The following is a 20,130-nucleotide window of genomic DNA, read 5'->3' as shown; positions in this document are numbered from 1 at the left end:
TGGGCGGTCCTGTGAGGGGGTACGGGAGTGGTCGCGAGGTATCTGGTGGCACCGCACGGCGGGCGGCGGGCCCACCCCGACATCGCCTCCGCGCTCGCGGCGGCCGCCAGGCGCGGCCGGGCGGCGCTGATCGAGATCGCGCCGGGACGGTACGAGGAGCACCTCACGGTCCGGGGCGAGGTCCAGCTGGTCGCGGCGGGCGGCGCGGGCACCGTCGAGGTGGTGCAGCCGCGTGGTGGCGTCCTGGACGCCGGCGGGGCCGTCCGGGTCCACGGCCTGGTGCTGGCCGGCCGGGACGCGGACGTGGTGCGCTGCCACGCGGGCACGCTCACGCTGGAGCACACCGAGGTGCGGGCGCCCGGTGGTGTCGCCGTGCACGCGATGCCCGGCACCACGGTGACGCTGCGGGACGGTGTGTTCCGGCACGGCCGCGTGCTGCTGGCCGGGGCCGGCGGGCTCGTCGAGCGCTGCCGGTTCGGCGACGCCGCCGACAACGCGCTCGCGGCGATCGAGGGCGCCCACGTCACGGTCCTGGGCAGCCGCTTCGAGAACAGCCGGATCCACGGCATCCGCGTCAGCGGCGCCCGCGCCCACGTCACCGGCTGCGTGCTGACCGGCACGGGCAGGGCGGCCCTGATGGCGGACGCGCAGGCGGAGCTCACCGTCGCGGACTGCGTGATCGACGCCGCGCACGGGGAGGGCATCGCGTACATCGAGCAGTCCGGCGGCTCCGTCGACCGCACCCGCGTCACCGGCTGCGAGCACGGCATCGCCGTCGTGAGCGGCTCCGACCCGGTGGTGCGGGGCTGCGCGTTCCTCGACTGCCGGGACACCGGGATCAACGTTGGGGCGGGCGGCCGGGGCCGGTTCGAGGACTGCGAGGTCGTCGGGGCGGGGAACGTCGCGGTGTTCGTGTTCGGCGGCGGCGCCCCCGAGGTCCACGGCTGCCGCATCACGCGCGGCAACGTCGGGATCGCCGTCAGCGGCGCCCGGGGCCGCTTCGCCGGGATCCGGGTGGCGGACCTGACGAGCGTCGCCCTGCGCGCGTACGACGGCGGCAAGGCCGTCTTCGAGGACGTGCGCGTGGAGCGCTGCCCGACGCACCTGGAGACCCGCGGGGACGGCGGCACCACCGCCGACGTCCAGGGCGCGCTGTTCCGCGACTTCTCCCTGTCGGCCGTCGAGGCGCTCGGCCAGTCCCGGGTCACGCTGCGCCAGGTGACGGCGGAGCGCGGGACGGTGGGCTTCGGCTCCTGCGAGGAGTCCCAGCTCTTCGTGTACGACTGCGAGGTGAAGGCGGCCGGTACGAGCGGCGCGCTGGCCATGGGCAAGGGAAGGCTGGTCGCGCGGAACCTCACCGTGACCGGTTCGGAGGCGCTGGGGCTGCTGGCGCAGGACTCGGCGCGGCTCGACGTGGCGGACAGCGAGTTCGTCGACTGCGCGACCGCGGGCGCGGGCTTCCTGGGCACGGCGGCCGGCCGGTTCGCGGACTGCGCGGTGACCGGGACGCGCGGCGTGGCGGTGGTCGGCAACGGCCTCGTGGACGTGGTGAACCTGCGGACGTCGCTGCGGGTGATCGAGCGGCCCGCCGAACCGGAGCGCCCGCCGACCGTCGTCCACCAGTACCACGGGCCGGTGATCCACGGGCCGGTGTCCCAGGCGCAGTTCGCCTGGGGCAACGAGAACGTCACCCAGAACCAGCGGACGCACACCCCGGCGCAGACAGAGACATCGACACAGGCCGAGACATCGACGAGCGAGGACGGTAACCCCGCATGAACGATCCGCGGAACGGCGTGAACGATCCGAACGACGCGGCGAATGAAAGGAACGGCGCGAACGGGACGAACGGCGCGAACGGCGCGCGCTCCGACGGTCCCGTGTTCCACGGGCCGGTGTCCCAGGGGCAGTTCGCCTGGGGCAACGAGAACGTCACCCAGAACCAGCAGAACAACACGGCCGCTGCCGTCGCCCCCGGCTACGAGGAACTGGCCGAGCGGGTCAGGGAGCTGCTCGCCCAGTTGCCCGCGGCGGGCCTGCCCGCCCCGGAGCAGGAGGACACCGAGGCGGCGGCCGCGGAGGTCCTGGCGGCGATCGGGGGCCCCGACGCGCCCGAGCCGGGCCGGCTCCGGCGGGCCCTCGCCATGCTCCGGGGAGCGCTCACCCCGGTCGCGATGGGCGCGGCGGCCGGGACGACGGTGGCGGCCCAGGAGTGGGCCCTGACGGCGATCCGCGGCCTGACCGGCGTCTGAACGCCCCCACGCCGGTCAGGCGGGACCGTCACCGGCCGCTGAGGCGGTTGGCCAGGACCGCCACCCGGTCGGTGGCGGTCGTGCGGGCCGTGGATTCGCGGCGGTCGGCGCCGCGGAAGGCCGCGTACATGGTCTGGACGCCGAGCCAGCGCAGCGGTTCGGGCTCCCACTTGCGGACCTTGTGGCCCACCCAGGGCAGGGTGGTCAGGTCGGTGGGGCCGGACTGGCCGGAGTCCTGCTGGATGAGGTCGCGCAGGGTGCGGGCGGCGAGATTGGTGGTGGCGACGCCGGAGCCGACGTAACCGCCCGCCCAGCCGAGTCCGGTGGAACGGTCGAGGGTGACGGTGGCGCACCAGTCGCGCGGCACGCCGAGGACGCCGGACCAGGCGTGGGCGATGCCGACGCCCGCCAGCTGCGGGAAGAAACGGACCAGGATCTCGCGCAGGGCGGCGACGGTCTGCGGCTGGGTGCGGCCGTCGTTGTCGGTCCTGGAGCCGTAGCGGTACGGGACGCCGCGGCCGCCGAGCGCGATGCGGCCGTCGGCGGTGCGCTGGGCGTACATGTAGGCGTGGGCCATGTCGCCGAGGGTCTCCAGGCCCTCCCAGCCGATGGACTCCCACTGGGCGTCGGTCAGCGGCTCGGTGGCGATCATGGAGGAGTTCATCGGGAGCCAGGTGCGGCGCTGGCCGGCGAGCGAGGCGGTGAAGCCCTCGGTGCAGCGCAGTACGTAGGGCGCGCGGACCGTTCCGTACGGGGTGACGGCGTGCTTCGGGCGGATCTCGGTGACCGGGGTCGACTCGTGGATGGTGACGCCGAGCGCCTCGACGGCGGCGGCGAGGCCCTTGACGAGCTTGACCGGGTGGAGGCGGGCGCCATGCGGGGTCCAGGTGGAGCCGACGGCGCCGGTGACGCGGATGCGTTCGGCGGTCTCGCGGGCGCCGTACAGTTCGCGGTCCTTCTCGCCGAAGGCGAGCTCGACGGCGTGGAAGTCCTTGAGGCGGGCGAGCTGGGCGGGGGAGTGGGCGATCTCCAGGACGCCGCCGCGGTGGATGTCGGCGTCGATGCCCTCGGCGGCGCAGACGTCGATGACCTCGGTGACGGTGTCGTTCATGGCGTGCTGGAGCCGTACGGCGGCCTCGTGGCCGTGCAGTCGGGCGTAGCGGTCGCGGCCGGCGATGCCGTTGTAGAGCCAGCCGCCGTTGCGGCCGGAGGCGCCGTAACCGCAGAAGGCGGCCTCGAGGATGGTGATGTCGAGGAAGGGGACGGCCTTCTTGAGGTAGTAGGCGGTCCACAGGCCGGTGTAGCCGCCGCCGACGATGCAGACGTCGGCGGTGCGGTCGCCGGGCAGCGGTTCGCGGGGCGGGGCGGCGCCCTCCTGCGCGTACCAGAACGAGATGCCGCCGTTGACCGTGCTGCTCATGTGTATCCCTCTTCCGGATCCGTGGGCGGGAGGTTACCGGGGGAGGCGCCCGTTAGGGTCGGTCGGGTGATCGAGATTCCGGCGGAACTGGCGGCGTCGCAGGCGAAGTACAACGGTGAGGCGGGGCGGGCGTTTGTCGCTGCGCTGCCGGGACGGGCGGAGGAGTTCCTCGACCGGTGGGGGCTGCGGGTGACCGGGCCGTCCCTGCACGGGGTGGTCTCGCTGGTGCTGCCCGTGACGCGGGACGGTGTCCCCGCCGCGCTCAAGCTCCAGCTCCTGGACGAGGAGTCGGAGGGGGAGCCGGTCGCGCTGCGGACCTGGGACGGCGCGGGGGCGGTACGGCTCCTGGAGCACGACCCGGGTACGGGGACGATGCTCCTCGAGCGGGCGGACGAGACCCGGCACCTGTCGACGCTGGGGGACTCCCGGGAGGCGGTGCGGATCCTGGCCGGTCTGCTGGGCCGGCTGGTGGCGGTCCCGGCGCCGCCCGGACTGCGGCGGCTCGGTGACATCGCGGCGGAGATGGTCGCGGCGACCCCGGCGGCCGCGGCCCGGCTCGGGACCGAGGACGCGGCGCTGCTGCGGGACTGCGCGGCGGCGGTACGGGAGGTCATGGGCGAGCCGGGCGACCGGCTGCTGCACTGGGACCTGCACTACGACAACATCCTGGCCTCCGAGCGGGAGCCCTGGCTGGCCATCGACCCGAAGCCGCTGGCCGGCGACCCGGGTTTTGAACTGCTCCCGGCGCTCACCGACCTGTGGGACGAGGAGGGGGCCGAGGGCGGTGTTCCGGATCCGGCGGAGGTCCTGTGGCGCTTCGACCTGCTCACCGAGCACCTGGGCCTGGACCGCGGGCGGGCCCTGGCCTGGACCCTCGGCCGGGTGCTGCAGAACGGCCTGTGGGACGTCGCGGACGGCGAGCCGGCGCTCGACCGGGACCAGGTGTCCATCGCGCGGAACCTACTGGCCAGGCGGGGCTGATCCGGGGCAGTCTGGCCCCATGATCCGTACTGCCACGCCTGCCGACGTCCCCGTCATCCACCAGATGATCCGCGAGCTCGCCGACTACGAGAAGGCCCTCCACGAGGCCCGCGCGACCCCCGAGCAGCTCCACGAGGCCCTCTTCGGCGAACGGCCCGCCGCCTACGCCCACCTCGCCGAGACCGCCGACGGCGAGGTGGCGGGCTTCGCCCTGTGGTTCCTCAACTTCTCCACCTGGCGCGGAGTCCACGGCATCTACCTGGAGGACCTCTACGTCCGCCCCGCCCTCCGCGGCGGCGGCCACGGCAAGGCCCTGCTCGCCGAACTCGCCCGCATCTGCGTGGAGCGCGGCTACGAGCGCCTGGAGTGGTCCGTCCTCAATTGGAACGCCCCCTCGATCGCCTTCTACGAGTCGCTGGGCGCCCGCCCGCAGGACGAGTGGACGGTGTACCGGCTGACGGACGACGCTCTCCACAGGCTGGGGACGGCCGCGTAGGGCGTCACGGGGTTCTGACCCCGCTACGGACGAGCGCCCACCCCGGCACCAGGGGGCGGGCGTGGTGGTGGCCCCGGCCACCCGCCACGAGGGAAGCGGGCTACCGGGGCCGGTCATGGTGCGGTCAGCCGGTAGTCGGGAGCGGCCGGTCCGGCGTGTCCAGCCAGACCCACTCACGGGTGCCGGGGGCGGTGCTCAGTCCGAACCGCTCCGGCCCGGGGCGGCCGGCGTGGGTCCACCAGGTGTGCGCCGCCTCCACCTCGTTCCATAGGCGTCGGGGGCCGTGCTGCCACACGGTGAACCGGTCGTCCGACTTCCCGTCCCAGTCCACGGCCGCCCAGGACGTGGCGTCGGTCGTCGCGACCCACAACCTGGACTCCACCCCGTCCACGCCCGGGTTGTCGTGCCAGGTCCACCACACGTCACGGAGCTGGAGGCCCATGGCGAACTGGGCGGCCCAGTCGACTCCGGTGACAGCCCAGGGGGAGAGCGTGGTCCGATACTCATCCGGCTGATGGCCGTCGTGGACCACGTCCCGGTAGATCCGCAAGTCCCTGCGCTGGTTCCGCATGAGCATGAACGCGGAGTGCGGAGAGAACCGGCCCGACGCGTCGCCCTGGACGCCCACCTTCAGGCGCAACAGGCCGTAGCACAGCCAGGGCGTCTCCCACGGCGTGAGCACGATCCCACCGGGCCGGGTCTGGTCCACCCATGCCCTGGGCACCGACCGTACGGAGCACGTGGCCTCCACCCGGTCGTACGGTGCGGAGGACGAGTGACCCCGGGCGCCATCCCCGGAGATCACCGCCGGCTCCAGGCCCACCTTCCGTAGACGCATCTCCGCGTCCGACGCCAGGACCGGGTCCACCTCCACCGTGGTCACGTTCTCCGGGCCCAGGCGGTGAGCGAGCAGACCCGCGTTCCACCCCGTTCCGGTCCCGATCTCCAGAATCCGGTGTCCGTCGGCCAGTTCCAGCATGTCGAGCATGCGGAACACGATGCTGGGGGCCGACGCGGAAGACGATGCCCACCGCTCCCCGTCGCCGGGGTTCTCCCCATCGTTGATCTGGGTCACCACGGAGTCGTTGGAGTAGGCGGCCCGCAACCACGTCTCCGGTGCCTCCGCGCGGCTGCACGGTTCCAGGTCCTCCCCCAGGTAGATGCGATCCGGGAGGAACCGGTGGCGGGGGACCGCCCAGGCCGCGCGCTCCCACTCAGGCCCCAGCGGGGCGTCCAGGTCGTTGTTCACCGCGCCGAACAGATCGCGCATGGCGATCTGTCCGGACGCTGCGAGATCCCTTGTCGTCACGTGGGCTAGTCCTTCTTGTGCTTCGGCGGGTCCTTCGGCTTGGCCGTGTCGCTCGACGGCTTGGACGTGCCCGGGTCCTTCCCCCCGGAGTGCTGGCCGTTGCCTCCGCTTCCGCCCTTACCCGTTCCCCAACCCATCCGTGCTCCTCTCGGTGTTGGCCCGCCAAGCCGAGCCGTGTCGGCTCGGACGTGCCCGGCCCGACACCGGGGTGGCGAACAAGCGGGCCTGGACAAGCTCCTCAGGGGTCGGTTCCCGCAGTTCCTCCGGTGGGACCGCCCACTCTCGGCCTCCGCCCGGCGGACGCAGGTACACGCTCCCCTCGTACCGGCGGTCCACCCGACCCAGCGTTCCGTTACGGTCCACCGCGTACCGACTGGTGGTCGGTTTCCACTCCTCGTTCATGCCTCACCGTCCCCTCAAGCGCTCCGAATGCCTCGGTCCACACCGGGACGGTATGAGCCCCGGGTGCCGCTTGGCGGCCCTGATTCACCTTGATTCGAGCGCCGTCGGGGCTTCTTCCGGATGATTCTCAGCTGAGGCCGAGTGCCCGCCGGGCGCGTGTGATCACGCGATGGGCTTCCGCCCCGTAGACGGCGGATTCAGCGAGTGTCTGCCAGACCCGCTGGTACACGCCGACGGTCGTGGAGTCGTCCAGCCACAGCTCCGCGTGCCAGTCCTCGGCGATGGCCAAGCGGTCGTCGTACAGCCAGAACGCGTTGGCCGGCGGGAGCTTGAGGGGGGCGCCCAGCGGGACGATGCCCAGGGTGACGGTGTCGAGACCCAGCACACCCATGAGCCGGTCGAGTTGGGCAGCCAGTACCGGCGGTGGGCAGACCAGGGCGTGGAGAGCGGCTTCCCACATGATGACGTGGAAGGTCTTCCCCGGCTCGTAGAGCATTTCCTGGCGTCTCACTCGGGCTCGTACAGCCTCCTCCACATCCCGGACGGACTGGTGGAGGTCGGCGTACTGGCTGAACACGTGGCGGGCGTAGTCGGGTGTCTGGAGCATCCCGACGACCAAGGAGCCCTGCCAGGCCCGGAACGTTCGGGATCGCTCGTACTCAGCGGTGAGAGCGTCCTGGACGGGCTTGTGCCCGGCGGCAAGCTGGCGCCGCCAGGAGCGGGATCGGGACTCCAGCATCCGCAGGCGGGTGATCAGTTCATCGGCAGCCTCCGGACGCCCTGTGGCCTGTGCCCACGCCCGGAGGTCGTCGGCCGTGGCGGTCTGGCGCCCAGTCTCCAGTTTGCTGACCTTGGACTGCGGCCAGTGCAGCACCGCCGCGAGTTCCCGCCCCGTGAAACCACGAGCGGCGCGCAGCTCACGGAGCCGCGCGCCGAGGGCCACCCGGGCCTGCTGGAAGTCCGTACTCACTCGCCGGAAGGTACCTGGCCCGTGAACCGGTCGTACGGGACGGCATGGTGCCAGGCGGCGTCTCGGACCTGGCAGGCGCGCAGGACCTCCACGGGGTCCGTGACGAGTTCGATGCCGGTCATGTCGTCGTCTTCGTCGAAGTGAAGTCGCGCGATCACGCGCGAGTCGAACAGCCAGAAGTCCTCTTCAGGGAGCTTCAGCCGCTCGGCGTCGCTCCGCCACAGGTTCCGGATGTTCTCTCCCACGGCGCTGTTGCGACGGGCGTTGTCCAGGAGGTACCGCTGCCCCAGGGTCGGTGGATTGTCCATGATGCGTACGCGCTCGAACCGCTTGCCGAGAGCGGACTGTTCGCGCCGGGCCACGCACCAGGGGTCGCTCAGGTCCCATCCGGCATCCTCGCCCCGGGCGAACCGGCTGTACGTCTCCGTCTCCTCGTCCGACGCGTACCGGCGGCGCGTCTCCAACCGCCAAGCGGTGTGTTCGAAGGTGCGGAACATGCCGCCGAACTCCTCGAAGCCGATCATCGCCGGTACCCGGTTCACATCCCTCGGCGCGAAGTCGGCAAGGAGCGCGCGGGGGACCACCACGAATCCCTCCCCGGGCTTGACATTGCGGAGTTGGGCCACGTCGTCCGGATCGGTGACAGCGTCTCCCTGGACCAGTACCTCACCCGTGTCCAGGTCTTCGTAGAGCGTCGGGCAGCCATCGTTGCCGGAGTTGGTACCGATGAAGCGAAGTCGCCTTGCCAACGTCGTTCCCCTCTCACCCCGATGACCCAGTCGGGCCGTCTCCAGGATGGAACCGCCGTTGCGTCCTGTCCGCCGTGATTCTCGAATATTCGCGAATCGGTGGTGCGGAACCTGCGGCGTCTGGGCGACGGACGCGGGGCTGAAGGAGCCGGGGGCGACGGCGTAGACCTGCGGCCGGTTCGGCGGGAGGCTCGGCGAGACGGTAGGAAGGGGGCATGGACATGGACATTCAGCAGCGGTTCGAGCGGATCACCGCTTTCATCGAGGCGCGGCTCACGCCGCTCTTCGACCCCGAGAACGGCAGTGACCACGGGTTCGGGATGGACGACACCTCGCGGGCGCTGCGGGCGCTGCGGTACACGGTGCAGGCGGCGTCGGCCGTGAACGGGCTGGTGGAGAAGCGGGAGTCGGCGCCGGAGCTGCGGCAGGTGGTGGACCAGGCGCTGGAGCACAACTGGGACGTGCTGCGCTCCGTCGCCCGGATGTGGGAGGACCACCCCGACTTCCTGAAGGAGTTCAAGGGGCACTCCTGGGACGTGCTGGGCGTCTGACGACGCTCAAGGTCCTGATGCCTCAGGGGATCAGGACCACCTTGCCCATCGTGCCCCTGGTCTCCAGGGCGCGGTGGGCCGCGGCCGCCTCGGCGAGGGGGAAGGGCTGCACCGCGGGGCGGAGGGTGCCGTCGGTCGCGGCGGCGAGGGCGGCCAGTTCCAGGTTGCGGACGTCCCCGCCGGCCTTCTGGAGCATCACGGGGCCGAGGACGGACTCCGAGGTGATGCCGCGGGCGGCCTGCTCCTCTTCGGTGAGGGTGAGTTCCGTGCCGCTGGACCAGCCGAAGACGAGGTGCTGCCCGCCCTTGCCGAGGAGGTCGACGGCGGCGCGGGCCGTGTCGCCGCCCACCGAGTCGAAGACGATCGTCGCCCGGCGGTCTCCGAGGTAGGCGCGGACCTGCTCCGGCCAGGTCGGCTCCTTGTAGTCGACGGCGAGGTCCGCGCCGTTCTCCGCCACCCGGGCGGCCTTCTCCGGGCCGCCCGCCAGGCCGATGACGGTGGCGCCGGCGTTCTTCGCGTACTGCACGAGGAGGGTGCCGATGCCGCCCGCCGCGGCCGGGACGATCGCGACCGAGTCGGGGCCGAGCTCGGTGAACTGCAGGATGCCGAGGGTGGTGCGGCCGGTGCCGATCATGGCGACGGCCTCCGCCTCGCCGAGGTGGTCGGGCAGGGCGTGCAGGCGGGCGGCGTCGGTGACGGCGAGTTCGGCGTAGCCCCCGGGCGCCATGCCCAGGTGGGCGACGACCCGCTTGCCGAGCCAGGCCGGGTCGGTGCCCTCGCCGAGGGCGTCCACCGTGCCGGCGACCTCGCGGCCGGGGACGGTGGGCAGTTCGGCGGGCGCGGGGAACGGGCCGGTCCCGCCCTGGCGGAGCACCGTGTCGAGGAGGTGCACGCCGGCCGCCGCCACCTTGATGCGGACCTGGCCGGGGCCCGGGACCGGGTCGGCGGTCTCCTCGTAGAGGAGGTTCTCGGCGGGGCCGAAGGCGTGGAGGCGGATGGCGTGCATGGTGGGCTCCCTGGTGGCTGGTGTCGGCTGTGCGCTCGGCGTGCGGTGGTGCGGTGGTGCGGCGGAGCCCAGCCTCCAACCTCAAGCAGACTTGAGGTCAAGGGCCCGCTCGCGCAGCGCCAGCGACACCGCCTCCACCGCGCTCGTGAACGACACCTCCGCCAGCACGCCCGGCGCCGCGACCTGGTCACCCACCAGGTAGATCCCGTCGCCCCGGTCGATCGCCGGCCGGTCGCGCCAGGTGGTGCCGGGCCGGTCGACCGCCCCCGTACGCCCGTGGCAGACGGCCGCACGGCGCCACACCGTACGGTCCCGCCAGCCCCGGAAGCCCAGGTCGAGCAGCCGCTCCGCGTGGGCGACGCCGTCCGCCCGCGACTCGCCGGGGCCGATCGGCAACTGCGCCTGGATCAGCTGCTCGCCGGCCGGGGCGAGGCCGGGGTCCTGGGTCGTGAACCGCTCGACCCAGCCGGGCGCGTCCAGGTCCGAGATCGCGAACGGGTCGCCCCTGCGGGTCCGCAGCGCCAGGTCGAACAGGACCGTACGGCCGGACTCCCAGGTCAGCGACGGGTCGCCGAGGAGCCGGGCGGCGGCCGGCAGGGAGGTCGAGACGATCACCGGGCCGTCGGCGAGCGGCAGGTCGTCGAGGCCGTCGATCCGCGCCGAGGTCTCGATCCGGGCGCCCAGCTCCCGGGCGCGCGCCGCCATCCGGTCGATCAGCCGCCCCCAGCCGCCCTTGACGAAGTGGGCCTCCGGCGGGACCTTCGCGGCCCGGTGCAGCCGCTCCTGGACGAAGCGGGCCGAGAGTGCGCCCGGGTCGTGGTGGAAGAGCGCGACCCCGCTGTACGCGGCGGCGGCGCGGGCCGCGTCGGGGCCCGCGAGCCGGCCGGCCCAGGTCCGGAAGTCCAGGTCCACCGGCGCCCGGTCGGCGCTGCGGAGGGCCTGGCGCAGGAAGCCGAGCGGCGGGACGCGGCGCAGGGCGCCCCGGTGGTGGAAGCGCAGCCTCGCGGCCTCAAGGGGCGGGAGCGGGGCGAGCGGGCCGAGCAGGCCGCGCTGCTTCAGCCAGGTCCAGTGCGGGCCGCCGTTGTAGAGGGCGTGCGGGCCCTCGTTGGTCAGGTACGGGCCGGCGGCCGTCCGGGCCCGGCCGCCGAGGGTCTGGTGGGCCTCGTACAGGGTGACCTCGGCACCCGCCTCGGCGGCGGTGACGGCCGCGGTGAGTCCGGCGAATCCGCCGCCGACGATCGTGATCTTGCGCATGTCTCCGGCTCCTCGTGTCGGGGTTTCACGAGGGGGACGGACGGGGCGGGCTCGTTCGTGACATCGCGGCGCGGTCGGGGGCGCGGGGGGAGGGCCGGGCCGTACGGGAGCCGGCGCGGTCGGGAATGGGGGGAGGGCCGGGCCGTACGGGAGCCGGCGCGCGGGGGGAGGACCGGGCCGTACGGGAGCCGGCGCGCGGGGGCGCTTACGGCACCCGGGGGAAGCGGGCCTGGAGGTCCCACACCACCGGGTTGTCCGCGAGGCCCTCGTGCATGTCGGTGAGGTCGGCGATCAGGTCGTGCAGGAAGTCGCGGGCCTCGCGGCGCAGTTCGGCGTGGTTGAAGGTGAGCGGCGGCTCGTCGCCCGGCATCCAGTCGGCCTCGACGTCGACCCAGCCGAAGCGGCGCTCGAACAGCATGCGGTCGGAGGACTCGGTGAAGTCGAGCTCGGCGTACTGGGGCCGGGAGGCACGGCTGCCGCGCGGGTCGCGGTCGAGCTGCTCGACGATGTCGCACAGCGCCCAGGCGAAGTCGAGCACCGGCACCCATCCCCAGGCTGTGGACACCTCCCGGTCCTTCTCGGTGTCCGCGAGGTACACGTCACCGCAGAACAGGTCGTGCCGCAGCGCGCGGACGTCCGCGCGGCGGTAGTCGGTCTGCGGGGGGTCGGGGAAGCGGCGGGAGAGGGAGTAGCCGATGTCGAGCACGCACTGATGGTGTCATGCCGGGCGGGCCGGCCCTGCCGGTCCCGCCGGGCAGCCCGTCACGCGCCCGCCGGGCAGCCTGTCACGCCCCCTCACGCCCCCGTCAGGCGCCGGTCACGCGCCGGTCACGCCCGGTGGGCGGCGCGGACCAGGCGCGGGCCCAGCCAGCGCTTGAGGCGGCGCAGGGACTCCAGCTGCTCGGCGGCGCGGTCGAGCCGGTAGTAGAGCTGCGGCGGGATGTGCGGGAGCAGCGGCGAGTGCCGCTGGCCGAGCAGGGCGAACATCCGCGCCGGCTCCAGGCGCATGTAACGGGGCAGGTTCTCGTACCACTGGGCGCTGTAGCGGGCCGCACTCTGCGACGAGACGAGTTCGGAGCGGCGCCGGCGGCCGTACGCGGTGAGGGCCGCGTCCAGCGGTGTCGACGGGTCGCGCAGGGCGGCGGCGAGGACCAGGGCGTCCTCCAGGGCCAGGGTGGTGCCGGCGCCGATGGAGTAGTGGGTGGTGTGGGCGGCGTCGCCGAGGAGGACCAGGTTGCCGTGGTGCCAGGTCCGGTTGGTCAGGGTGCGGAAGGTGAGCCACTGGGCGGGGGTGCCGGCGTCGGCCTGTTCACCGCCTCGGCCGATCAGGGGCTCGCCGTCGAGGAGGTCCGCGAAGAGCTTTTCCAGCAGCCGGAGGCTGTCGGCCTCGTTCATGCGGTCGAGCCCGAGGCCCGTCCACGTGTCCGGCCCGCACTCGACCACGCAGGTCGACCGCTCGCCGCTGAAGCCGTAGGCGTAGCACCAGATCCAGCCGTGCTCGGTCTCCTTGAAGGCGAAGCTGAAGGAGTCGAAGACCTTGGTCGTGCCGAGCCAGACGTAGTGGTTGCGGCCGCTGGTGACCTCGGTGCCGAAGCGGTCCGGGTGCGCCTCGCGCAGCACGCTGTTCACCCCGTCGGCGGCGACGACGAGGTCGCGGCCGACGAGCTCGGGGGCGCCGGGGCCGCCGACGGGGTGCTCGTACTCGACCCGTACGCCGAGCTCCCGGGCCCGGTCGGCGAGCAGCGCCAGCATCCGGCGCCGCCCGATGCCGAAGCCCGCGTCGCCCCGGTGCACGGTCCGTTGGTCGCGGACGATCGCCACGCCGTCGGTCCAGGTCACCGAGGCGGCGGCGATCGCCTCGGCCGACTCCGGATCTCCGGCGCGCAGCTTGTCGAGGAGCCCCGCCCAGTACGTGACGCCCCAGCCGTACGTGGCGCCGGCCGGGTTCCGTTCGTACACGGTGACCTCGTGGGACGGGTCCTGGCGCTTCATCAGGATCGAGAAGTACAGGCCCCCGGGCCCGCCGCCGACGATGGTGATCTTCACATGCGCTCCCGCGAGAACATGACGCACTGCGCTGAAATGGCAACGCAGGGTAGCAGCGTGGGGCTTGGGTGGTGGGGAGGCGGGCAGGGGAGCCGACCGCCCGGGTGAAGACCGGACGGAGGGCCGCCCCGGCCGGGAGGCCGGGGGCGCGGGCTGCCGGGCCCGTGCCCGGCGCGGCGGCCCGCCAGGGCTACCCGCCCGGGCACCGCAGGCCCGCCCCCGCCCCCGCCCCCGCCGCCAAGGCCGGGACGCACGGGCGCCGGACCGCCAGCACCCGCCCCGGGCCCCGGACCGCCAGCACCCGCCCCGGGCCCCGGACCGCCAGCGCCCCGCCGCGGGACCCGTCGGCCTGCCGCCGCTACGGCAGCAGCCGCTGTTCCTTCGCCACCGCCACCGCGCCCGCCCGCGTGTCGACGCCGAGTTTGGCGTAGATGCGGCCCAGGTGGGTCTTGACCGTGGCCTCGCTGATGAAGAGGGCACGGGCGATCTCGCGGTTGCCGAGGCCGTGGGCGAGCTGGCCCAGGATGTCGCGTTCGCGGTCGGTGAGCGAGGGGCCCGCGGCGCCCCGCATCCGGTCCATGACGCGGCTGGCGACGGGCGGCGACAGGGTCGTGCGGCCCTGGGCGGCGGAGTGGATCGCGGCGAAGAGCTCCTCGGGGCGCTCCGCCTTCAGCAGGTAGCCGGTGGCGCCCGCCTCGATCGCCCGGGTGATGTCCGCGTCCGTGTCGTACGTGGTGAGGACGAGGACGTGCACCCCGGTCGGGGCGATCCGGCGGGTGGCCTCGACGCCGTCGATGCCCGCGCCCAGCTGGAGGTCCATCAGGACCACGTCGGGCCGCAGGTGGGCGGCCATCGCGACCGCCTCCTCGCCGCTGCCCGCCTCGCCGACCACCTCGATGTCGGGCGCGCTGCCCAGCAGGGCGAGCAGCCCGGCCCGGACCACGGCGTGGTCGTCGCACAGCAGGATCCGTACGGGCGTCGCGCTCACGGTCGTACCTCCAGGGGGATCGCGGCGGAGAGCACGGTGCCCTCGCCCGGCGTGGACTCGATGGTCAGCGTGCCGCCGAGCTGCTGGGCCCGCACCCGCATCGCGGGCAGCCCGTGGCCCCGTACGCCTTCCTCGTCCCGCGTCGCCGCCGGGTCGAAGCCGCGCCCGTCGTCGGCGACGTCCAGGACGACCTGGTCGTCCAGATAGGTCAGGGTGATCGCCGCCGAGGTGGCCCCCGCGTGCTCGCGGATGTTGGCCAGGGCGCCCTGCGCGATCCGCAGCAGCGCCGACTGCACCCGGTCCGGCAGCACCGCCGCCGTCCCGTCGACCCGGAAGGCGGCCGACTCGCGGGTGGCGAGCCCGCGCAGCGCCTCCTCCAGGCCGCCGCCCTCGGCGAGGTCGGCGGGGGCCAGGTCGTGGACGAAGCGGCGGGCCTCGGCCAGGTTCCGTTCGGCGATCGACTCGGCCGTACGGACGTGCCGGCGGGCGGTCGCAGGGTCGCTGTCCCACGTGCGGTCGGCCGCCTGGAGCAGCATCTGCTGGCTCGACAGGCCCTGCGCGAGCGTGTCGTGGATCTCCATCGACAACCGCTGCCGCTCCGCGAGCGTGCCCTCGCGCCGCTCGGTCGCGGCCAGCTCCCTGCGCGTGCGGATGAGGTCCTCGATCAGCGCCCGCTGCCGGTCGGCCTGCCGCTCGGCGTGCACGAAGACGGCGGTCGCGATGGCCGCGACGGCCGGCGGGGCGATCACCAGGTTCGGGTCGAAGCCGCCGTGCGACAACTGCACCTGCGCGGTCACGACGAACACCGTGAGCAGCGCGACCAGTCCGAGCGCGGCGCGCGGCGGGAGGGTGCGCAGGCCGGTGTAGAACAGCGGCACCGCGCACCAGGCGAAGCTCGGCGCGAGCACCACCAGGACCATCCACACGGCGACGACCGTGCACAGCCACGCGATCCGGCGGGGCGTGGCGCGGGTGCCGAGGACCGGCCCGAGGAGGTAGAGGGAGGCGAGCGCGCCGGAGAGCGCCACGATCCACGGGCTGCGGTCCTCCCAGGGGTGGCGCAGCAGGAAGCGGACCAGGGACGCCCCGAGGAGCAGGAAGAAGGCGACGTGCATGACGCGCGCCAGCCAGCGGGCGTCCGGATCCCGGTCCATCGTCCACCTCACCACTACTGACCTGGGTATACGTAACCATCCTGGCCCAGGGGGACCACCTCGGCATCAACCGTTCGGCTGACCCCTCCGTCCACCGTCCCGCTCGCCGACGGCAGCCGGAACGCGGACCGGACGGCCCGGGTTCCGGGCGGAGGATCGATGGCAGAGCGAACGGAACACCACCGCCGCCGCCTCGACCCCATTCTGGAGCCCGCCATGAAGAAGAAGTTCCTCCTCGGCACCACCGCCGCCGTCGTCCTCGCCGCCGGCACCTTCGGCGCCGTCTCCGCGAACGCCACCGCCCCGCAGGCCGCCCCCGCCGCCCCGGCCGCCGCCGTCGCCAAGAAGGCCGACGCGGACGGCGACCACCTGCGCCAGACCACGCACCTGACGATCGAGGCCGCGACCGAGGCCGCGCAGGCCGCCCTGAAGGCCGCCGAGAAGGAGAACCAGCGGGTCTCCGTCGCCGTCGTCGACCGCAACGGCACCACCCTCGTCACCCTGCGCGGTGACGGCGCCGGCCCGCAGTCCTACGAGTCGGCCGTGAAGAAGGCGTACACCGCCGTCTCCTGGAACGCCCCGACCTCGGTCCTCGCCGGCCGCCTCGCCCAGGCCCCGAACCTGAAGGACATCCCCGGCACCCTCTTCCTCGCGGGCGGCGCCCCGGTCACCGCCAACGGCGGCCCGATCGCCGGCATCGGCGTGGCCGGCGCCCCCTCCGGCGACCTGGACGAGAAGTTCGCCCAGGCGGGCGTGGCGTCCCTCAACGACTGACGCCCCTGCCGGCGGGGCCGGCCCGTCGGCGACTGACGCCCCGCCACCACCCCCGCGCCCAGCGGCGCCCGGACCCCCGCCGGGCGCCGCTGGTTCCGTTCGTCCGCCTGGCCCCCGTACGTCTGCTTAGGATCGGTTGGTGAACACACGCAGCCGAGTCCGCGCCGGAGCCGTGGCCCCCTGCCTCTGCCTCTGTCTCTCGCTCGCCCTGCTCGCCGCCGGCTGCACCGGCTCCGGTGCCGGGGGAGGGGTACGGGGCACCCCGGGCGCCGCCGGCGTGCGCGACCCGCTCTTCCCCCGGCTCGGCAACGGCGGGTACGACGTGAGCCGTTACGCGCTCACGCTGTCCTACGACCCCGACACCGGCCGCCTCGACGGACGCGCCGAGATCACCGCCGAGGCCACCCAGGACCTCAGCGCCTTCAACCTGGAACTCGCCGGTCTCACCGTGCGCGGCGCCACCGTCGACGGGGCGCCCGCCGCGGTCAACCGGGCCGGGAACGAGCTGACCCTGCGGCCGCGCGAGGAGATCGACGAGGGGGCCGAGTTCCGTGCCACCGTCACGTACGACGGCGTGCCCGAGACCGTCACCGACGCGGACGGCTCCGAGGAGGGCTGGCTCAGGACCGAGGACGGGGCCCTCGCGGTCGGCCAGCCGGCCGGCTCCATGGCCTGGTTCCCCGGCAACCACCACCCCTCCGACAAGGCCGCCTACGACCTCACCGTCACCGTCCCGGCCGGCCTCAAGGCCGTCTCCAACGGTGTGCTGACCTCGGAGCGGAAGACGGCCGACGGCCGCACCACCTCCGTCTGGCACGCGGCCGAGCCGATGGCGAGCTATCTCGCCACCCTCGCCATCGGCCGCTTCGACACCACGACGGCCACCGCCCTCGGCAAGGTGCCGGTCCTCACCGCCGTCGACCCGGTCGTGGCCGAGGAGACGGCCGTGCTGCGCGGCCGGCTCCCGGAGCTGCTGGAGTGGGGGACCGAGAACTTCGGGCCCTATCCCTTCGCCGCGAGCGGCGTGATCGTCGAACGCGACGACGACATCGGCTACGCCCTGGAGACCCAGACCCGGCCGGTGTTCTCCGCCGCCTCCTTCGACACCTCCACCCTCGTCCACGAACTGGCCCACCAGTGGTACGGCGACTCCGTGTCGCCCGCGACCTGGAAGGACATCTGGCTGAGCGAGGGCTTCGCGACGTACGCGGAGTGGCTCTACGCGGAGGACTTCGAGAACACCCCGGCGCAGAAGAGCTTCGAGAAGGCCTTCGCGCAGGACTCCGCCTGGGCCTTCCCGCCGGCCGAACCGCCCACCGCCGAGGACCTGTTCGGCACGCCCGTGTACCAGCGGGGCGCGATGGTGCTGCACCGGATCCGGCAGGAGGTCGGCGACGACACCTTCTACGAGATCCTCGCGGGCTGGCCGGCCGAGCACCGCCACGGCACCGCGAGCACCGAGGACTTCACACGGTACGTGGAGTCGGTGGCCGGTGAGGACCTGGACGGCCTGTGGGACGTGTGGCTGTACGGGGACGACAGGCCGGGCAGCCCCACCGACTGACCGGCCCGCCCCCCCCCTGCGGACCCCGGCGCCGTGCGCCGGGGCCCGGACACGTACGGGCCAGGGGACGTCCGCTGACGTCAGCCGGACGTCAGCCGGACGTCAGGGGACGTCCGCGGTCCCGGCCCGTGCGGTCGAAAGGGCGCGTACGGGTCAGAGGTTGACGCCGAAGTCGCGGGCGATGCCCTCGAGGCCCGAGGCGTAGCCCTGGCCGACGGCGCGGAACTTCCACTCGGCGCCGTTGCGGTACAGCTCGCCGAAGACCATGGCGGTCTCGACGGCCGCGTCCTCCGACAGGTCGTAGCGGGCGATCTCGGCGCCGCCGGCCTGGTTGACGATGCGGATGTAGGCGTTGCGGACCTGGCCGAAGTTCTGGCCGCGGTTCACCGCGTCGTAGATGGAGACCGGGAAGACGATCTTGTCGACGCCGGCCGGGAGGCCCGCCAGGTTGACGTTGATCTGCTCGTCGTCGCCGCCGCCCTCGCCGGTGCGGTTGTCACCGGTGTGGACGATGGTCTGGTCCGGCGTGGACTTGTTGTTGAAGAAGACGAAGTGACCGTCCGAGACGACCTTGCCGGCGGCGTCCACGCCGATGGCGGACGCGTCGAGGTCGAAGTCGGTGCCCGTGGTCGTACGGACGTCCCAGCCCAGGCCCACGGTGACGGCGGTGAGGCCGGGGGCCTCCTTGGTCAGGGAGACGTTGCCGCCCTTGGAGAGGCTTACAGCCATGGGATGTCCCTTTCTCAGGTCCTGCGAGGTGTCGTCGCTTCCGTGACGCATACGGGGTAACGCATACGGGATAACGCAGAGAGGAGCGCTGCGGTTCCCCCGCCCTCGCCCGCAGTCCCCCGCGAAAACGGGGTGACGTACGGGCGGCCCGCCGGGAACATGGAAGGCATGTCCGGTCCCTATCCGATCCGCGGCTCCGTCTCGCTGCCCGAGGCCGAGCTCGTCTGGCGCTTCTCGCGGTCGTCCGGGCCGGGCGGCCAGCACGTCAACACCAGCGACTCGCAGGTGGAGCTCCGCTTCGACCTGGCGGCGACCGAGGCCCTGCCGGAGGTGTGGAAGGCGCGGGCGCTCGAGCGGCTCGCCGGCCGCCTGGTGAACGGCGTGGTCACCGTCCGCGCCTCAGAGCACCGCTCCCAGTGGCGCAACCGCGAGACCGCCGCCGTGCGCCTCGCCGCGCTCCTCGCCGAGGCGACGGCGCCGCCGCCGAAGCCGCGCCGCCCGACGAGGATCCCGCGCGGCATCAACGAGCGCCGGCTGCGGGAGAAGAAGCAGCGCGCGGAGACCAAGCGCGGCCGCCAGGGCCGCGACTGGGGCTGACAGCCCCGCGGCCCTGCGCCCGTGCCTCCGCCGCACGGGACCCGGGCGGGCCCACCGGCCCGGCCCCCGCAGGGCACGGCGTCCTGCCCCCCCCGCCGGACATGGCGCCCGCGCTGCACGGACCCGTCCGGGCTCAGCCCAGCGTGCGGTACTTGCCGCGGAAGTAGGTGAGCGGGCCGCCCTCCGACGAGGGCAGGTTCGTGGCGAGCACGCGGCCGATGACGAGCGTGTGGTCGCCGGCGACGACCCGGCTCTCCGTACGGCATTCGAGGGTGGCGAGCGCTCCGCCGATCAGGGGTGCGCCGCTGTGCGGGCCGCGGGTGTACGGCACGTCCGCGAACAGCAGCCGGTCGCTGACCCGGCCCTTTATGGCGAAGCGGCCGGCGATGTGGCGCTGGCTCTCGGAGAGCAGGGAGACGGCCCACACGGGCACCTCGTCGAGCAGGTCGTCCATGCGCGAGCCGTTGCGCAGGCTGACCAGGACCAGCGGCGGGTCGAGGGACACGGAGAGGAAGGCGGTCGCGGTCATGCCGACGTCCTCGCCGCGCGGCCCGTCCTCCGGGTCGTGCGCCGTCACCAGCACCACGCCCGCGGCCAGGCGGGACATCGCTGCCTTGAAATCCTCGTCGCTCACCCCCTCAGCATGAGGGATGGCCAGGTCGAGGGCGTCGGGGGCCCCGAGGGCGAGGGCGGCCTCGGCGGCGAGCGTCTTCTGGAGCACCCTCGCACGCTAGTCCGGTCGCGGAGGCCCCCGCATCGGGCGCCGGGACCAGACCGGCTTCCCCCGCGGGTCCTAGGACCCGCTTCCCTCCGTCGTTCCGCACCGTTCACGCAGGGTTCGCAAACCCTCGCCATACTTTGTGACTTGAGTCACAGACACCACTATTT

At 73.5% G+C, this 20,130-nt stretch carries 21 protein-coding genes; 8 read left to right on the top strand and 13 right to left on the bottom strand.

Annotated features, from left to right (window positions below):
- The first annotated feature begins 27 nt into the window (after positions 1–27).
- Entirely contained in the window at positions 28–1,779 is a 1,752-nt protein-coding gene (locus ABTZ91_RS02075) for a right-handed parallel beta-helix repeat-containing protein (RefSeq protein ID WP_352075142.1), read from the top strand.
- Positions 1,776–2,252: a hypothetical protein gene (locus ABTZ91_RS02070; protein WP_352075141.1), complete on the top strand. Its 477-nt coding sequence runs from the start codon at positions 1,776–1,778 to the stop codon at positions 2,250–2,252. The genes ABTZ91_RS02075 and ABTZ91_RS02070 overlap by 4 nt, the downstream gene beginning before the upstream one ends.
- A gap of 28 nt (positions 2,253–2,280) precedes the next feature.
- On the opposite strand, the gene ABTZ91_RS02065 is transcribed toward ABTZ91_RS02070, so the two are convergent.
- Positions 2,281–3,672, bottom strand: coding sequence for an FAD-dependent oxidoreductase (locus ABTZ91_RS02065; RefSeq protein ID WP_352075140.1), 1,392 nt, complete (start codon positions 3,670–3,672; stop codon positions 2,281–2,283).
- A gap of 66 nt (positions 3,673–3,738) precedes the next feature.
- Here ABTZ91_RS02065 and ABTZ91_RS02060 point away from each other — a divergent pair, with 66 nt between their 5' ends.
- Both ABTZ91_RS02060 and ABTZ91_RS02055 read left to right on the top strand, forming a co-directional pair.
- Positions 3,739–4,653 carry an aminoglycoside phosphotransferase family protein gene (locus ABTZ91_RS02060; RefSeq protein WP_352075139.1) on the top strand — a complete coding sequence of 305 codons (915 nt, stop codon included), beginning with the start codon at positions 3,739–3,741 and terminating at the stop codon, positions 4,651–4,653.
- A 19-nt stretch (positions 4,654–4,672) separates the two neighbouring features.
- The gene (locus ABTZ91_RS02055) at positions 4,673–5,149 is read left to right on the top strand and encodes a GNAT family N-acetyltransferase (protein ID WP_352075138.1); all 477 of its coding nucleotides are present in this window, start codon (positions 4,673–4,675) and stop codon (positions 5,147–5,149) included.
- Positions 5,150–5,273: 124 nt separating this feature from the next.
- Here ABTZ91_RS02055 and ABTZ91_RS02050 read toward each other — a convergent pair whose 3' ends face one another.
- The 4 genes from ABTZ91_RS02050 to ABTZ91_RS02035 all read right to left on the bottom strand — a co-directional run bounded on the left by ABTZ91_RS02050 (position 5,274) and on the right by ABTZ91_RS02035 (position 8,579).
- The gene (locus ABTZ91_RS02050) at positions 5,274–6,458 is read right to left on the bottom strand and encodes a methyltransferase (protein WP_352075137.1); all 1,185 of its coding nucleotides are present in this window, start codon (positions 6,456–6,458) and stop codon (positions 5,274–5,276) included.
- Between the two features lie 5 nt (positions 6,459–6,463).
- Positions 6,464–6,595, bottom strand: a complete 132-nt coding sequence (locus ABTZ91_RS02045; protein ID WP_257135201.1) for a hypothetical protein — start codon at positions 6,593–6,595, stop codon at positions 6,464–6,466.
- 392 nt (positions 6,596–6,987) lie between these two features.
- Positions 6,988–7,830 (bottom strand): helix-turn-helix transcriptional regulator, encoded by an 843-nt coding sequence (locus ABTZ91_RS02040; RefSeq protein WP_352075136.1) that lies wholly within the window; start codon positions 7,828–7,830, stop codon positions 6,988–6,990.
- Entirely contained in the window at positions 7,827–8,579 is a 753-nt protein-coding gene (locus ABTZ91_RS02035; RefSeq protein ID WP_352075135.1) for a DUF6879 family protein, read from the bottom strand. The genes ABTZ91_RS02040 and ABTZ91_RS02035 overlap by 4 nt, the downstream gene beginning before the upstream one ends.
- A gap of 215 nt (positions 8,580–8,794) precedes the next feature.
- Here ABTZ91_RS02035 and ABTZ91_RS02030 point away from each other — a divergent pair, with 215 nt between their 5' ends.
- A complete protein-coding gene (locus ABTZ91_RS02030) occupies positions 8,795–9,130 on the top strand; it encodes a hypothetical protein (protein WP_345486614.1) in 336 nt (111 codons plus the stop codon).
- A 22-nt stretch (positions 9,131–9,152) separates the two neighbouring features.
- Here ABTZ91_RS02030 and ABTZ91_RS02025 read toward each other — a convergent pair whose 3' ends face one another.
- The 6 genes from ABTZ91_RS02025 to ABTZ91_RS02000 form a co-directional block, all read right to left on the bottom strand.
- Positions 9,153–10,136: a zinc-binding dehydrogenase gene (locus ABTZ91_RS02025; RefSeq protein ID WP_352075134.1), complete on the bottom strand. Its 984-nt coding sequence runs from the start codon at positions 10,134–10,136 to the stop codon at positions 9,153–9,155.
- A gap of 81 nt (positions 10,137–10,217) precedes the next feature.
- The gene (locus ABTZ91_RS02020; protein ID WP_352075133.1) at positions 10,218–11,390 is read right to left on the bottom strand and encodes an FAD-dependent oxidoreductase; all 1,173 of its coding nucleotides are present in this window, start codon (positions 11,388–11,390) and stop codon (positions 10,218–10,220) included.
- A 205-nt stretch (positions 11,391–11,595) separates the two neighbouring features.
- A complete protein-coding gene (locus ABTZ91_RS02015) occupies positions 11,596–12,096 on the bottom strand; it encodes a hypothetical protein (protein WP_352075132.1) in 501 nt (166 codons plus the stop codon).
- Positions 12,097–12,218: 122 nt separating this feature from the next.
- On the bottom strand, positions 12,219–13,436 hold the full coding sequence (locus tag ABTZ91_RS02010) for an FAD-dependent monooxygenase (RefSeq protein WP_352075131.1): 1,218 nt from the start codon (positions 13,434–13,436) through the stop codon (positions 12,219–12,221).
- Positions 13,437–13,794: 358 nt separating this feature from the next.
- The gene (locus ABTZ91_RS02005) at positions 13,795–14,424 is read right to left on the bottom strand and encodes a response regulator transcription factor (protein ID WP_352075130.1); all 630 of its coding nucleotides are present in this window, start codon (positions 14,422–14,424) and stop codon (positions 13,795–13,797) included.
- Positions 14,421–15,578: a sensor histidine kinase gene (locus ABTZ91_RS02000; protein ID WP_352075129.1), complete on the bottom strand. Its 1,158-nt coding sequence runs from the start codon at positions 15,576–15,578 to the stop codon at positions 14,421–14,423. The genes ABTZ91_RS02005 and ABTZ91_RS02000 overlap by 4 nt, the downstream gene beginning before the upstream one ends.
- Positions 15,579–15,794: 216 nt before the next feature.
- Between ABTZ91_RS02000 and ABTZ91_RS01995 the strand changes: the two genes are divergently transcribed.
- Together ABTZ91_RS01995 and ABTZ91_RS01990 are read left to right on the top strand one after the other, a co-directional pair.
- Positions 15,795–16,352 (top strand): heme-binding protein, encoded by a 558-nt coding sequence (locus tag ABTZ91_RS01995; protein ID WP_352075291.1) that lies wholly within the window; start codon positions 15,795–15,797, stop codon positions 16,350–16,352.
- A gap of 139 nt (positions 16,353–16,491) precedes the next feature.
- Positions 16,492–17,916, top strand: coding sequence for a M1 family metallopeptidase (locus ABTZ91_RS01990; RefSeq protein ID WP_352075128.1), 1,425 nt, complete (start codon positions 16,492–16,494; stop codon positions 17,914–17,916).
- A gap of 153 nt (positions 17,917–18,069) precedes the next feature.
- Here ABTZ91_RS01990 and ABTZ91_RS01985 read toward each other — a convergent pair whose 3' ends face one another.
- On the bottom strand, positions 18,070–18,645 hold the full coding sequence (locus ABTZ91_RS01985; protein ID WP_352075127.1) for a TerD family protein: 576 nt from the start codon (positions 18,643–18,645) through the stop codon (positions 18,070–18,072).
- 159 nt (positions 18,646–18,804) lie between these two features.
- Here ABTZ91_RS01985 and arfB point away from each other — a divergent pair, with 159 nt between their 5' ends.
- Positions 18,805–19,242 (top strand): alternative ribosome rescue aminoacyl-tRNA hydrolase ArfB, encoded by a 438-nt coding sequence (gene arfB / locus ABTZ91_RS01980; protein ID WP_352075126.1) that lies wholly within the window; start codon positions 18,805–18,807, stop codon positions 19,240–19,242.
- A gap of 133 nt (positions 19,243–19,375) precedes the next feature.
- On the opposite strand, the gene ABTZ91_RS01975 is transcribed toward arfB, so the two are convergent.
- Positions 19,376–19,963: a flavin reductase family protein gene (locus ABTZ91_RS01975; protein ID WP_407077878.1), complete on the bottom strand. Its 588-nt coding sequence runs from the start codon at positions 19,961–19,963 to the stop codon at positions 19,376–19,378.
- Positions 19,964–20,130 lie beyond the last annotated feature (167 nt).

Source organism: Streptomyces sp. NPDC126499 (assembly GCF_040302485.1).
Classification (GTDB): Bacteria; Actinomycetota; Actinomycetes; order Streptomycetales; family Streptomycetaceae; genus Streptomyces.
The sequence above is the reverse complement of the archived record's forward strand: the minus strand, read 5'-3'. Positions and strand labels throughout refer to the sequence as shown.

Bases quoted from the DNA above. Each gene is read 5' to 3' on its own strand.
- arfB (WP_352075126.1), top strand. From the start codon at position 18,805: ATGGAAGGCATGTCCGGTCCCTATCCGATCCGCGGCTCCGTCTCGCTG.
- ABTZ91_RS02045 (WP_257135201.1), bottom strand. From the start codon at position 6,595: ATGGGTTGGGGAACGGGTAAGGGCGGAAGCGGAGGCAACGGCCAGCAC.
- ABTZ91_RS02030 (WP_345486614.1), top strand. From the start codon at position 8,795: ATGGACATGGACATTCAGCAGCGGTTCGAGCGGATCACCGCTTTCATC.
- ABTZ91_RS01985 (WP_352075127.1), bottom strand. From the start codon at position 18,645: ATGGCTGTAAGCCTCTCCAAGGGCGGCAACGTCTCCCTGACCAAGGAG.
- ABTZ91_RS02000 (WP_352075129.1), bottom strand. From the start codon at position 15,578: ATGGACCGGGATCCGGACGCCCGCTGGCTGGCGCGCGTCATGCACGTC.
- ABTZ91_RS02020 (WP_352075133.1), bottom strand. From the start codon at position 11,390: ATGCGCAAGATCACGATCGTCGGCGGCGGATTCGCCGGACTCACCGCG.
- ABTZ91_RS02070 (WP_352075141.1), top strand. From the start codon at position 1,776: ATGAACGATCCGCGGAACGGCGTGAACGATCCGAACGACGCGGCGAAT.
- ABTZ91_RS02065 (WP_352075140.1), bottom strand. From the start codon at position 3,672: ATGAGCAGCACGGTCAACGGCGGCATCTCGTTCTGGTACGCGCAGGAG.
- ABTZ91_RS01995 (WP_352075291.1), top strand. From the start codon at position 15,795: ATGAAGAAGAAGTTCCTCCTCGGCACCACCGCCGCCGTCGTCCTCGCC.
- ABTZ91_RS02025 (WP_352075134.1), bottom strand. From the start codon at position 10,136: ATGCACGCCATCCGCCTCCACGCCTTCGGCCCCGCCGAGAACCTCCTC.
- ABTZ91_RS02055 (WP_352075138.1), top strand. From the start codon at position 4,673: ATGATCCGTACTGCCACGCCTGCCGACGTCCCCGTCATCCACCAGATG.